The sequence below is a fragment of the Sphaerospermopsis torques-reginae ITEP-024 genome, from assembly GCF_019598945.1.
Taxonomy (GTDB): domain Bacteria; phylum Cyanobacteriota; class Cyanobacteriia; order Cyanobacteriales; family Nostocaceae; genus Sphaerospermopsis.
The window spans coordinates 1,085,518-1,099,817 of sequence record NZ_CP080598.1 but is presented as its reverse complement, the minus strand read 5'-3'; the positions used below and the strand labels follow the sequence as shown (position 1 = coordinate 1,099,817).

General features: G+C 37.0%; 10 protein-coding genes and 1 tRNA gene. 5 read left to right on the top strand and 6 right to left on the bottom strand.

Annotated elements, in window-relative coordinates; genetic code table 11:
- Window positions 1-332: 332 nt before the first annotated feature.
- The 3 genes from K2F26_RS05135 to K2F26_RS05125 form a co-directional block, all read right to left on the bottom strand.
- The gene (locus tag K2F26_RS05135) at window positions 333-1,805 is read right to left on the bottom strand and encodes a glycoside hydrolase 100 family protein (RefSeq protein ID WP_220610606.1); all 1,473 of its coding nucleotides are present in this window, start codon (window positions 1,803-1,805) and stop codon (window positions 333-335) included.
- Between the two features lie 843 nt (window positions 1,806-2,648).
- On the bottom strand, window positions 2,649-4,451 hold the full coding sequence (locus K2F26_RS05130) for a DnaJ domain-containing protein (protein ID WP_220610605.1): 1,803 nt from the start codon (window positions 4,449-4,451) through the stop codon (window positions 2,649-2,651).
- Between the two features lie 178 nt (window positions 4,452-4,629).
- A tRNA-Ile gene (locus tag K2F26_RS05125) sits at window positions 4,630-4,702 on the bottom strand.
- Between the two features lie 292 nt (window positions 4,703-4,994).
- Here K2F26_RS05125 and K2F26_RS05120 point away from each other — a divergent pair.
- Window positions 4,995-5,693, top strand: a complete 699-nt coding sequence (locus K2F26_RS05120; RefSeq protein WP_220610604.1) for a hypothetical protein — start codon at window positions 4,995-4,997, stop codon at window positions 5,691-5,693.
- A gap of 217 nt (window positions 5,694-5,910) precedes the next feature.
- The gene (locus K2F26_RS05115) at window positions 5,911-7,251 is read left to right on the top strand and encodes a hemolysin family protein (RefSeq protein WP_220611784.1); all 1,341 of its coding nucleotides are present in this window, start codon (window positions 5,911-5,913) and stop codon (window positions 7,249-7,251) included.
- A 411-nt stretch (window positions 7,252-7,662) separates the two neighbouring features.
- Here the strand turns inward: K2F26_RS05115 and K2F26_RS05110 are convergent, their stop codons facing one another.
- Complete coding sequence (locus K2F26_RS05110; protein WP_220610603.1) at window positions 7,663-8,595, bottom strand: cobalamin-binding protein; 933 nt, start codon at window positions 8,593-8,595, stop codon at window positions 7,663-7,665.
- 466 nt (window positions 8,596-9,061) lie between these two features.
- Window positions 9,062-9,562: a hypothetical protein gene (locus K2F26_RS05105; protein ID WP_220610602.1), complete on the bottom strand. Its 501-nt coding sequence runs from the start codon at window positions 9,560-9,562 to the stop codon at window positions 9,062-9,064.
- 128 nt (window positions 9,563-9,690) lie between these two features.
- Here K2F26_RS05105 and K2F26_RS05100 point away from each other — a divergent pair, with 128 nt between their 5' ends.
- Genes K2F26_RS05100 through K2F26_RS05090 form a run of 3 tightly spaced genes read left to right on the top strand, consistent with a single transcriptional unit; the run spans window position 9,691 to window position 11,016 of the window.
- Entirely contained in the window at window positions 9,691-9,957 is a 267-nt protein-coding gene (locus tag K2F26_RS05100) for a hypothetical protein (RefSeq protein ID WP_220610601.1), read from the top strand.
- Between the two features lie 10 nt (window positions 9,958-9,967).
- On the top strand, window positions 9,968-10,204 hold the full coding sequence (locus K2F26_RS05095) for a protochlorophyllide oxidoreductase (protein WP_194055952.1): 237 nt from the start codon (window positions 9,968-9,970) through the stop codon (window positions 10,202-10,204).
- 17 nt (window positions 10,205-10,221) lie between these two features.
- Entirely contained in the window at window positions 10,222-11,016 is a 795-nt protein-coding gene (locus tag K2F26_RS05090) for a PIN domain-containing protein (protein ID WP_220610600.1), read from the top strand.
- 243 nt (window positions 11,017-11,259) lie between these two features.
- On the opposite strand, the gene pruA is transcribed toward K2F26_RS05090, so the two are convergent.
- Entirely contained in the window at window positions 11,260-14,244 is a 2,985-nt protein-coding gene (gene pruA, locus K2F26_RS05085) for an L-glutamate gamma-semialdehyde dehydrogenase (RefSeq protein WP_220611783.1), read from the bottom strand.
- Window positions 14,245-14,300 lie beyond the last annotated feature (56 nt).

Below are 14,300 nucleotides of genomic sequence, written 5' to 3'. Positions count from 1 at the left end.
CGAGATCCCCCCTTCTCACAAGGGTAGGTATTTTACATTGTCGTGAGGGCAAGACTTGGGGGACAAGGAAGAACAGTGGACAAGGGAGGAAACCCGTGCAAATAATGTACAATTGGTCACAAAAACCGACGCTCAACAGACCATTTTTTGTATAAAATCTTCCTTGTCTACTTTCCCTCCTTGTCTTCCAGGTCCTGCCTTAACAGATAATATTAAAAACCTACCCCTGTGAGCCTTATTAAGGGGGGAAATTAATCAAAGTCCCCCTTTTGGGGATTGAGGGGGATCTACAAATAAAGGTGGGTAACACAGACGCTAACCCACCCTACGATTTATAAATTCATATAAGAATCTAAATTACCCACTTCAAATTCACAAGCTCTAGAAATTGTTTCTGGGGGTAATTTATCAAAGCTAATTAATGGTAAACAATCAGGATTATCCATTAGTTCTTTAGCTAATAAATATCCTGCAATAGTCCAGGTTTGATATTTCCTTGCTTGTTTACCAATTAGTCTACCTTTTTTGCCATCATAATATTCTGGCCATTCATCATTACTCAATCTTGCTTGAGCTATTTCAATTGCTTTTTTTGCTAACTGTGCTTTGTTGGTTTTTACTGCTGCTGCGGCTAACATCCACATCAAAACTGGCCAACTTCCTGCATTATGATATGACCAGGGGATATTTTTGGGATCGCATCCGGTAACTACTCGATACTCTTCACCTTGTAAGGCAGGATAACAGATTTTCATAGGCATATCTCCTACTAAATCTTCCCATCTTTTTTCAATTAAATTTATAATTGCTTGTGATTGTTCTTCTGTGGATAAATCACAAATTACAGCCATTAAATTTCCCAGGGTGAAGAACCGAGTATCAAACTGTGAAGGACCCACATTTCCGGCAAAATAACCACCCTTTTTTGGTAGCCATTTATCTAATTCATAATAAGGTAAAGAATCTGCATAAATATTGAAAAGATTGACGGCGGTTTTACCATATTCTTCACTTTTGAAGCGATAAATGGCATTTAACCGAGCAATATCTATCCAATAATGTTTGCGAATATGCCCACATAACAAGGGTAATCTATTATCTATAGCTTCAATGATATCTTGATTACCTTGACAAATTAATAGCTCTCGCGCTACTCGCAAAGCTGCAAAAAATAGCACTTGAATTTCTAAAGGATGTCCATAAATTCCCATGCGTCTATCAATCATACACGCGCCATCGGGAACTAATAAAGTGGGATACATATCAAAACGATTTGCCAAACAGATTTCCATAATTAACCGGATACCTGTTTGAAATTCCGGTTGATAAGCTAATTCATAATCATTGGTAGCGACTACATAAGCACGTAATAAAATCAGCCACCATAAACAAGAATCAACAGGTGTGACTCTGGCGATCGCGTGTTCCCCAAAATCAGCTTCTAGAAATTCTTCCCCATTGATAGTCACAACTTTAAAGCTGGCTGGAATCAAACCTCTACCTGGTTTATAAGCATCCAACGCCTTTTCTTTAGGCTGTAATTTTAATGTTTCTTCCAAGAAGTTTTTGACAATATCGGTTCTACCTTTAATCAGAAAAATCAACGCTGAAGAAACAAAATCTCTAATGAAACATTGGTCATAATTCAATGCTTCTACGGATGGATCATAAGCCGCTAACGTACCAATAGGACGACCTTTATAGTAAAGTATTGAATTTTCTAATGCTTGCCATGCCTCGTTTTCTATAGTTTCACTTGTAGTTTCACTTGTAGTTTCACTTGTACTTAATTCATTTAGTTGCATCGCCAGAATAACTCCATTGAGATAGTGAATTTGTGGTGAATGCGCCTTTATTTCTCATGAGTATTTGCTATGTTCAGCAGCATATAACTTGAGCAGTAGCAAATAACAATCATTAGTAGCAATCCTCAAACAAAATCAGTTACAATTACTGATTCTCAGCAAATTACTCAGGTCATAATTAGTTAATTTGCTTTTGATCAATTATCTAGAATCTAGAGCGTCTATTCAGTAATGCTAGGTAATTTATTTTTACCTTGTAGGGGCGAAGCATTCGGGTAATAACCTATCGCTGAAACCAGTTCATATTCTGTCCGAATGCTTCTCCCTGACGATTAATGAATCGGTGTTCTAGCTATTCACATCAAACAATACAAAAAATATTCATCAGAAAAATTACAGCAAAATATACAAGATATATTTTGAGATTCCGCATTATCCCATAAGAAAATCTAGGATAGTGCTTTTACAAACAAAAACATACCCCTCATGCTGTTTTAGGATCGTAATAATGAAGTTCCAACCCCTTACAGTATATTTACTTCACAATGATTGACTGTTTGCAACTGCTGGTTAAATTATTCCCCTTTAACTTAACAATTTATAACGTTTTTTCGCAATATGCAATATAGATCATTAAAAAATTTAAAATGTCAATTTTCTGGAAAATTTCAACGTTATAACCCAATCATCAAACCAAATCACAAATAACTAGCTCATGCTGCTAAATTCACCACAAATCTACCAGACATGAATCATAATATCTCATACTGCTATTTTTCGTAAATTCTGTCACATTAACTACATATTACCCTATATTACTCTTGAATTTTTAAATCAGATTAATCAACCCCTGTTAACATTAACAAACCTCTGAAAATGTTGATAAGCTTGATTAATTGCTTGCATTGCAGCTTTAGCAGTATCCGTATTGTTAATATCAGGATGATATAGTCTCGCTAATTTTCGGTAGGCAATTTTTACATCTTCACCATGAGCATTTTTATCAACTCCTAAAATTTCCCACCATTCCCCAGTTAAAATTACATTTTCCCGATTTTTTAGCTGTTGCCAAATTTTGATTGTTCCACTTTTACCACCACTGACAAGCATTTTACCATCGGGTGAAAATACCAAAGGACTAAACCCAGAAAGAGTTTCTAAAATTTCCCCATTTTGTAAATTCCAAAGTTTGATAATTCCGTCTTGACTACTACTAGCAATAGTTTTACCATCTGGATGAATAGCAATAGCTAAAACCTCTGTAGAATGTTGAATAAAAGTGCGGTGTAATTCTCCAGTTTGTAAATTCCAAATTTTAATAGTTTTATCCCTACTTCCACTAATCAAAATTTTACCATCGGGAGTAATAGCTAATGTATTTACTTCTGCTAAATGTTCATTGATAATAAACCTTTGCTCACCAGTTTGTAAATTCCAAATTTTAATAGTTTTATCAGCACTTCCACTAACTAAAGTCTTATTATCAGGACTAATACCAATAGCTAAGACTGCTGCTGTATGTTCATTTAAAATGCGTTTGTATTCTCCGGTATAACGTCCCCAAATGATAATTTTTGTATCTGTACTTCCACTAACAATAATTCTGTGATCTCCACTGTAAGCGACTGCATTCACAAAACCATGATGACTGTAAGTATTATTTAAATAATAAAATGTCCGGTTAAATCTTTTAGTTTCTAATTGCCAACTGCTAATTTTTCGGTCTACACTACCGATAATTATCTCTTTACCATCGGGACTAATAGCAACTGATAAAACTGCTTCTCCTTGTCCGACAAAATTATATAAAATTTTTCCTGTTTTTAAGTCCCACCAAATAACTTGTTTATCATCGCTACCACTAATTAAACTATTACCATCGGGATGAATAGCTACTGCGTTAACCTTGGCAAAATGTCCTTTTAAGGTTTTTACACATTGCCAATTTTCAGGTAAGTGGTTATTCAAAGATATATTTTGATTTTCAAGTTGTTGATTTTCAAGTTGTTGATTTTCAAGTTGTTGATTTTCAAGTTGTTGATTTTCAAATTGAGGACTTTGATAATTTGACTTATCATTTATTTTAGCCTTGAATTTTTCTAACTCATCCTCCATTTCTAAATCTGCAAATTTTTGGTTAATATCATCACCGGATAAGAATAAATCTAACTCTAATAATGCCGCATTGTAATAATCCATTTCTACAACTTTTGTTTCCATGCGTTCAAAAACTTGCATGGGAGTTTCTTTAAATTGAGAATTATCTAATACTTTAAAAACGCCATAAGCAGCAAGTCCCAAAACCGCACCTATTCCCGTCATTGATGCAGCACCAATACCATAGGCTAAACCAATTTTAGGTGCTACAAATCCTATGCTACCAACAATTTGCGAAAAACCAAAACCACCAATAGCACCTATTCCCATTGTGCTAAAAGGGGCTTGATCACCTGTGGTTATACCTGTAAATGCACCGTAGAGAGCAGCACCCACAACCCCACCCGCAGCAGTAACAGCAGTTGCACCTATTCCCACTGCACCAAAGCTTCCAGCAATTCCCATACCTCCCACTGTGGAGGAGATACCCGCACCTGTGATAGTTCCAGTAGTAATGAATGTTACGCCTGTTTTGGATGTTGGTTGCATGGTATGATATTAAGTTACGATAATTACTTAATCATAATCCTAAGTAAAATATCACGCCCCATTGTGCTGCACAGGGAATAGCTAGGGAGAGTAAAAAAGTGGCAATTAACGGAAATTAGGTAGTTAAGTAACTACTCACCAAATCCAAAAAACTTATCATATATAGGTTTTCATTAAATGCGCCCTGCTGGAATCGAACCAGCCTGAAGACGAATTATGAGTTCGTTGCCTCCCCAATCGGCCAAAGGCGCTTGTTGTGTTAGATTTGTCTTCTGTTTAAGTAGGCTTTAAGCTCAACTCTCTGTTATGATTGTAGCTTGAGCAACCTATTTTTGGCATTTGGACAAACACACATCTATGAGTATAGCATGATTTTACCATCTGACGCATAATTAAAAAAATTTTTAGTTTAGGTTTGGTAATTGGTAATTGGTAATTGGTGGTTGGGAAAACTCTTACCCAGTCACCAGTCCCCAGTCCCCAGTCCCTGCTTTTCTTGACTAATATATAGACTATGTTTTTTTCTGTAATAGCTTGTCAGCGATGAAAATAAATTCCACTGTAGTTCTGACGTTGATTTTGTTAACCCTAATGCTGGGAGCAGGTTCTGTGAGCGCATTTTTGGGTTTTTCGATGGGAAGTTCTGCTCTCAAAGGTGTTTCGTCACCAGATGGTCGCCCCACTAGCAAATTTGCCAGCAATAGGAATAATAATGCCGAATCGGACAGAGTAAATTTATTAAAAGAGGAAGATATTATCAAAGCTGTAAAAGCGCGGATTCAAGATAATAAAACTGATAACAAGGCAAAAAAACGAGAGGAAGAAGAAGAAATCACAGCCAAAAAATCTGAAGCTGCCCAAAAGCCAGAAGAAGTGGCAGAAGAAAAACTAGAACCAGGATTTCCGGTTGTAGCTGAGAGCGAAGGCGTAACAATGTCTGTACAATCGGTTCGTTATTCTGGTGGTGATTTAATACTAAGAGTCAAAATGCAGAATCAAGCTAATGATACTGTTAGGTTCTTGTATAGTTTTCTAGATGTCACAGATGATAAAGGTAGAACATTGAGCGCCATCACAGAGGGGTTGCCCGCCGAATTACCAGGTAAAGGTCCAACCTTTACCGGTACAATCAGCATTCCTACAGCTTTACTAGATGATGTGAGCAGCGTATCACTGGCGTTAACAGATTATCCTGCCCAAAAGCTGAAATTGCAGGTATCCGATATTCCTGTGGAAAAATAGAAATGCTATTATTAGCGTTTTAGTATAACCATAATGTTGAAGGTTAGTAGCAGGACTTTTAGGTTTTCGCCTTTGGATTTTGAACCCAATATTCAAAATTTCAGATTGAAAACAAACCCCTGACTGTAGATAGTTTAAACTTTAGCCAATATGGGGTCAATCTAAAATCTAAAATCTAAAATCCAAAATCCAAAATTTTTTGACACGAGCTAGAGAGGTGAGTGCTTTTTCTCAGTTAATTTGGACAGATATAGGGTTTAAATTGTTGTCAGTGCTACTGCTGATAGCGATTAATGCATTTTTCGTCACCGCAGAATTTTCAATGGTGACAGTACGGCGAACTCGCATCCATCAGCTAGTTCAGGCTGGTGATATACCTGCGATCGCTGTAGAAATGTTACAACGTAGTATTGACAGGTTGCTATCTACTGCCCAATTAGGGATTACCCTCTCTAGTTTGGCATTAGGTTGGATTGGAGAAAATAGCATTGTCGTCATAGTAAACGCATGGTTACAGTCCTGGCCTTTACCGGGGAATTTGAGTAATTTTCTGGCTCATTCTCTATCAATTCCCATTACCTTTTTCTTACTTGCCTATTTACAAATAGTTTTAGGAGAATTATTTCCTAAATCAGTGGCCATGTTGTATTCCGAAAAACTGGCCAGGTTTTTGGGTCCTTCTGTGAAAGCTATAGTCCGATTTTTCAGTCCAGTAATTTGGATTCTCAACCAATCAACTCGTTACCTGTTAAAATTATTTGGCATTGAATACACAGGTCAAAGTTGGAGACCTCCAGTTACACCTGAAGAATTACAATTAATTATATCAACAGAACGGGAATCAACAGGTTTAGAATTATCAGAAAGAGAACTGTTAAATAATGTCTTTGAGTTTGGAGAAATTACCGCCCAAGATGTAATGATTCCCCGCACCAACATTATTACTTTACCAGAAGATGCTACTTTTCAAACATTATTACAAGAAATGACATCTACTGGACATTCTCGCTATCCCATCATTGGTGAATCTTTAGATGACATTCGTGGTATTGTTTATTTTCAAGATTTAGCACAACCCCTATCCATCGGTAAAATGACCTTAGAAACACAAATTTACCCTTGGATGCGTCCCCCCCGGTTTGTCCCAGAACAGACACTTCTGAGCGAATTATTGCCCATGATGCAGCAAGAAAAACTGGCGATGGTGATTGTTGTTGATGAATTTGGCGCTACTGTGGGAATAGTGACAATTCAAGATGTAATTGCTGAAATTATTGGTAATGCAGGTGAACCAGCAGTTACTGATGATTTGCTGGTGCAAATGTCAGAAAAACAAACATTTTTAGTGCAAGCACAGATAAATCTAGAAGAACTAAATGAAGTTTTACATATTAATTTACCCTTAGCCAGAGAATATCAAACCTTGGGTGGCTTTTTACTTTATCAGTTGCAAAGAATACCCGCCAAAGGGGAAATATTCAACTATGAAAATCTAGAATTTACTATAGTCTCAGTTAGCGGTCCACGCTTGCACCAAATCGAAATTAGAATATTATAGCAGGAGTCGGGAGTCGTAAGGGCGAAGCATTCGGGGGAGCAATTATCAATTTTATGAACAGCCTATTTTCCCAATGCTTCGCCCCTACTTCGCCCCTACTTCGCCCGTACAGGAGTCGGGAGTCGGGAGTAAAACCCTTTTGTAGTCAGAGTTTCATGATTATTTGCTCTCTTAAATAGGGGTTGCTGAGAAAGTCTTTTCGTGATGGCATAGGAGTCAGGAGTCAGGAGTTAGGAGTCAGGAGTCAGGAGGAGAATTAAAAACATTTTTTCATCTCTGGCTGCCCACAAAAGTGCAAGGTTTTTTAGACTCAAGACGCTATAACGAAAGCACCTACCGTCTTTTTTATGAGCCTCAAACCTTTGATTTATCAGGCTTTTGTCTTTATTCAGCAAGCCCTAAATACTCTTCTTACTTGTGTAAAGTTTGCCACCCAGTACCTTGATAACCATAATCAAATATTTCTGGGTGCAATATTTCTGCTAAAATTTCCACAGAATCAACTAAACGCGGTCCAGGTCGGTTAAAATAAGCATTACCATCAGTGATGAAAACTCTGCCAGCTTTGACAGCGTGCAGTTTTTCCCACTCTGGACGCTGAGTTAATAATTTCGCTTCTTCCTGAGTCCGTTGTAAATTAAAGCCGCAGGGCATAAAAATAATTACATCGGGGTTAGTAGCAACCAAGGTTTCCCAGTTGATGTGAGCAGAAGGTTTACCCGTAACACTAAACAAGGTTTGTCCACCTGCCAAATTAACTAACTCAGGTATCCAATTTGCAGCCGTCATCACCGGATCAGTCCACTCGATACAAGCAACTGTAGGCATTTCTGCTACAGACAGTCCTTGAATTTTCCGGTTACAAATTTTTACTCTTGCTTCTAAATTCTCCAGTAATTTTACTGAATCTACTCCAAAGGTTTGACCTATTCTCTCAATGTCACCCCACACATCCCGCAGTGTGTTAGGTTGTAAAGAGATAATCTGCGGTGAACTGTGGGTCAGTTGGGTGACAGCTTTCTCTACTTCTGGTAAGCTGACTGCACAGACATCACATTGAGCTTGAGTAAGAATATGGGTAGGTTGCAATTTCTCTAAAACATCTAATTTGATGTTGTAAATACTCAAAGCAGATTGTAATATCTTGTTTACTTGATCATGAATGATATTGCTAGGAGCTTTACCATTTAACCGTGCTTGTGTGCAAACTGGAAGATGAGAAATTTCTGGGGGATAGTCACATTCGTGCGATCGCCCGACAATAGCATCTTGTAAACCCAGTGTAGCAGCAATTTCCGTCGCACTAGGAATTAAAGAAACAATTCTTATATCTGTATCTATCATAAGTATTACCTCCTGGGGATAGGAGTTACAAAAGTAAAGGAGTACAGGAGTTACAGGAGTAGGGGTTTAGCACTGCTAAACCCTTACAGCAGTCAGTAGTTAAGAATAAAAAACGGGTTCAATTTTTTTTACATTTGTTGCTACTTTTATTGTTGCATACTTCAAGAGAGAAGATATCTATCTTGAGAATGTTAGCATTTTTGTTTAGCGCCCATTCGCGACAATAAGTAAAAGCGATGTAAAGGCGCACAGGTATATAAAGTTTGAGTAAATTTTGCTTGTTTTTATCTAGACGCTGGTAAAAAATGACATTATGATTGAAAAGTAAAAGCTTATAGGTGTATCTGTGAAAAACTCTACAATATTGAAAGCCTCAATTATGGAATGGGCATATTACCCATCCTTTGTTATTGAATTATTAATTAAATCTCATGATGATGATTTTGTCAGAATCAGGATATGCTGATTAAGCACTTTCATGAATTGATTTACATTCCCAAAACATTCCAGGACCAACGATCAAAATTTGCTCATTTGGCATTATTAATTCCCAATAAGCAAGACCAGAATCATCTTCTAAATCTGGTTTTAAAACAAGTTCGTAACCTTTTTCAAAGGATAAGGTTAGTTCAAAATTATTAGGATCAATGACAAAATTAGTTAGTTTTTTGTTTTCTAAATCTTGTAAAATTATTTGAGCATGATCTGTAGTTAATTCTGGTGCAGGAAGAAATAAAAACATATTATTATGCATTAAATACCAAGGCGTTGCCCTGGTATTAAGTCGCCAGCTTCCTTTGCGTAAATGTTTTAATTTAGGATGATTATAAGGTTTCATTTCACCAAAATGTAACCGTAATTCATCCCCATAACTAAATCTAACTTGATGACAAGTTTCGCCAATAATTGGTTGAATAATTTGATTTAGATTTTGTATGGAATTGGCAACAGATGTTTTAGGAGTCATAATTAATATCCATTAACCGCTTAATTTATTATAAATCTTGATTTTTTTTGTGAAAGACTCAGATATAAAGGTATAATTTTGAAATTATAAAGTAAGTATCAGAAAGGTGTAAAGCAAATTGACTACTATTGGAAGTTATATGGTTGATTTGGTATGCAACAAAGGTTGCTTTTGAGTTTTGTCAAGTCACACCAGTTGAATCTTTCGTTTGGCTGGAATCTTTGGATAAAGCTGTGCCATACTATAGAGATAAGGTACAAATGGAGTATCTTGGTTTTTCACGCAGCACTGCTAGTGGAGAAGATTTATATGTATTCAGATTTTCACGAACCGCAGCAGCAGAATTTTGTCAGCGACATGAAACAAGATGGGGAAAACCCAAGCTATATGAGTAGTGAGGAAATAATGGCAGGGTCAAAAGAGATAATGACTCATGCTCAAAGACAAGCTTTTCTGAAAACATCCCATCTAGGAAAATTACTTGGTGTTGCACATTTACTTCCCGAAGTTATAGAGGTAACAGAAGAAAGAGCAGAAAATTTACCACACCTAAAACGAGTACGCGGACTATTCAAGTCTGAAGAACAAAAAGATCAACAATATAATTCTAATAATACCGAAGTTGCTAAACGTGGAAATTAGCATTGAGAGCAACACTCATGATCAAAAAGGTTTTATTAGATGATGATATTCTTCTAGATATTTTGCTCGAACGAGAACCATTTGTAGAAGATTCATCAAAAATTTGGGAATTGATTGAGGCTAAACAAATAGAGGGTTATGTAACACTTACAACCCTCAATAAAATTTTTGATGTTGGCAGAGATAACGTAGGGTTTGAGATTGCTTGGGAGGCAATATCTGAAATTCGATCTGTAATGGAAGTTTGCATTATTGATGATAAAATTTTAGAAATAGCTTATTCCTATCATCTTAAAGATTTTGAACAATCTATACAATTAGCTTGTGCAAAATCTTTTAAATTAGACTATGTTCTTACTAGAAAATTTGAATATATTGAACCTTCTCTTCAAACTTCTCTTGAAAAATTATCAGATTCTTATAAAGAATTTTTTTCTGTAGTCAAACCTACCTCATTTTTGTTGATTTACTTTCCTAGTCATTTAAGTCATGGTTTTTGCAACTCTCTGGAATTTTACCAGATTCGTTTTCTATATTACAGACAGCGTATGGAAATCATTACCAATATTACCAATAAAAAAGACATTCTAGTTAATTATTCATTAAAATATCTCTTAGATTCTATTTCTACTCAATCAGTCGAAATACAAAATCAGCTAGAATCTGAAAAAAAAATTGCTGTTGTCAAGCGAGATATTGTAACTATTATACGCTATATAATATATGCAATTTTAGCTGAAAAGGTAACTTTAGATGATAATTATATCAATAGTTGTTTTACAGAATGTAAGTCTCTTGCTATATCACGTTAAGTTTTAAGTATTGCTTTACAACATACGAAAGAATTAACTATTAAACTTACTACTCAACTAGCTAATCAAGATATTGATTTTTCTGACTTGAATTATAATATTTTGGTTAATGAGATAAGCAGATATTTTGATCAATTTATAATTAAACTCACATCATCTTAATTTTATATCCCCAATCTCTTAAAGAAGTCGGGGATATTGATAATCTATCGGGTTTAGCATTGCTAAACCCCCACAAATTAATTATTCATTACCCTCTATTGGTGCAAAACCTTGACGTTGAATATTCTCCGTAATACTCCTTGGTTCTAAAAACTGCAATAAATAATCTGGACCACCTGCTTTTGAACCTACACCAGAAAGTTTAAAACCGCCAAAAGGTTGACGGGACACAATTGCCCCGGTAATATTGCGGTTAATATACAAATTACCTACTTCAAATTCTGCTTGTGCTTGTTCAATGTGGGAAGGTGTCCGAGAATAAATACCACCCGTTAAAGCGTAATTTGTGGAGTTGGCAATTTCCAAAGCTTGCCTAAAATCCTTAGCACGAATCACCGATAAAACAGGACCAAAAATTTCCTGCTGTGCAATAACCCCATCTGGAGGAACTTGAGAAAAAATCACAGGTCCGATAAAATAACCTTGATTGGGTGCAGATAACTCCAAAGCTAAACTAGCTTCTTTTTTCCCAATCTCAATATATTCTAAAATGCGATCGCGTGCATTGCCATCAATCACCGGACCGACTTGGGTACTGGGTAACTCCGCTTCACCAATGTTTAAAGACTTCGTAGCTTCCACCAACCTTTCTACAAAAGCATCATAGATAGGTTGTAAAACAATAACCCGTGAACAAGCAGAACACTTTTGACCACTATACCCAAAAGCAGACTGCACAACCCCCACAACAGCCTGGTCTAAATCAGCACTTTCATCAACAATTATCGCATTCTTTCCTCCCATCTCCGCAATCACCTTTTTAAGATGCTTTTGACCAGGTTTTAAAATTGCTGCTTCTGCGTAAATTCGACATCCCACTTCTTGAGAACCAGTAAAAGCAATCACATGAGTATCAGGATGATTCACCAAATAAGCGCCAACTTGAGAACCCTTACCAGGCACGTATTGAAAAACACCTTTGGGTATTCCCGCTTCAATCAAAATTTCCGTCAACTTAGAAGTTATTACAGAAGAAGTTTCCGCAGGTTTGAGTAAAGTACAATTTCCCGAAACCAAAGCAGCAACAGTCATCCCGCAAGCGATCGCTAAAGGAAAATTCCAAGGAGAAATCACAACCGCAATTCCTTTAGGCTGGTAAATATAACGATTAGTTTCTCCAGCAACATCATAAATTACACCTTTATCCAGACGTTCCATCTCATCAGCGTAATAACGACAAAAATCAATCGCTTCCGAAACTTCCGCATCAGCTTCCTTAACAGGTTTACCAACCTCCAAAACAATCCAAGCTGATAACTCAGCGCGTCGCTGTTCCATCAAATCCCCAGCTTTTCGCAGAATATCAGCACGTTGCTTAACCGGGGTTTTCTTCCAACCAGGAAAAGCAGCTTTAGCAGCTTTCATTGCTTCCTCAGCTTGTTCAACGCTGATAAGTCCAACCTTGCCCACAACCTCACTAAAATTAGAAGGATTCAAAGAATCAATAAACGTCGTCGTATTTACAAACTCACCATTAATCAAAGGTAAATAAGTCTTACCCAAATGCTGACGCACATTCGCAAAAGCTAAACTAGACCTTTTCCGTTTCTCCTCCTCAGCATAATCCGTATCCGCAACACCAACAAAACCCTCTTCTTCCTCTCTGCGTCTCTGCGTCTCTACGTGAGAAAAATCTATAATTGGAGGAGCTAACAACTCATCAACAGGCTTATTTTCCAGATTTTGCCGTAAAAACGAACTATTTGCCGTATTTTCCAACAATCTGCGAATTAAATAAGCCATTCCCGGTAACAAGTCACCATAGGGACAATATACCCGCACCCGATAACCCTTATCTACCAAAGCTTTAGCAATCTTATCACCCATGCCATAAAGCACTTGCATTTCAAAACGACGACGGGGAACATTGAGACTTTCTGCTATTGCGATCGCCCTAGATTGGGATCTAACATTATGACTACCTATGGCAGAATAAACATACTCGTGATTTTCTAACAAAAGTTGAGTTATTGCCTCAAAATTGGCATCAGTTGCCACTTTATCATTAAAAACCGGTTGTTTCCAGTGTTTTTGTTCAGCTTTAATAGTCTCCTGATCCCAATATGCACCTTTAACCAAACGGATAGTAAGAGGATAACCGCGCTGTTTTAACCATGCAATGACATCTTTTGCATCTTGTTCACTGTCACGCAGATATGCTTGGATGGTGATCCCGATATCTGTACGTTGACGAAACTCCTCTTCCATTAACAGCTTTTTAAGAATTTTTAAAGTGATATCTTTATAGGCGTATTGTTCCATATCAAAATGGACTGCTGCACCTAATTCCTTCGCACGACGGAGTAAAAGCTTAATGCGATCGCTCACCCGTTGTTCACTACCATCAGCATTTAACGGATCAAACTGGGAATAAAACGCAGTTAATTTTACTGAAACCTGTACTTTAGGGATCATCTCCCCATCAGCTTCATCAATAGCGGGGATATGCTGCCATTTTTTCGATGCTTCAACTAATTGCTGCATCAATTCCAGGTATCTTTCTAAATAAGATTGTGCCTCTATTTCCGTAATTACCGCTTCCCCAAGTAAATCAATAGTGAAAGCCATCTTTTCTTTTCTCAGCTTTTCCACCGTTTTAATTACTTGTTGGATATTTTCCCCAGAAATATATTTATGTGCTAAAGTTTGTACCGCAGTTTCCACAGTTGTCGCTGCTACTTGTCCTGGCATAGAATCAGGGTTAGCAAAATTCAGTAAACTTTTCAATGCTGTGGGTAATTCTACTGACGCATCACCCAAATAAGCTTGCAAATGGGAGGCAATTTCTGATTTACTATGTAAAGCGGGTAAAGTGTCAATAAATCGAAATAACTGGACTCTTAACCCAGGATTACTCATAGCCCAAGCGAGTAATTTATCATCCCAGCGCATTTGATCCCGTATAGCAGCGAAAAAAGAGCGACTTTCCCCAGTTGCAGCGAGAACCTGTTTAGCAATTTCCTGGGTTTTCGCTTCGTAAGTGTTATTTTGTACCTGTAATACCATAAAATTTGTTAGTAATTGGTAATGGGTAATTGGTAATGGGTAATTGGTAATGGGTA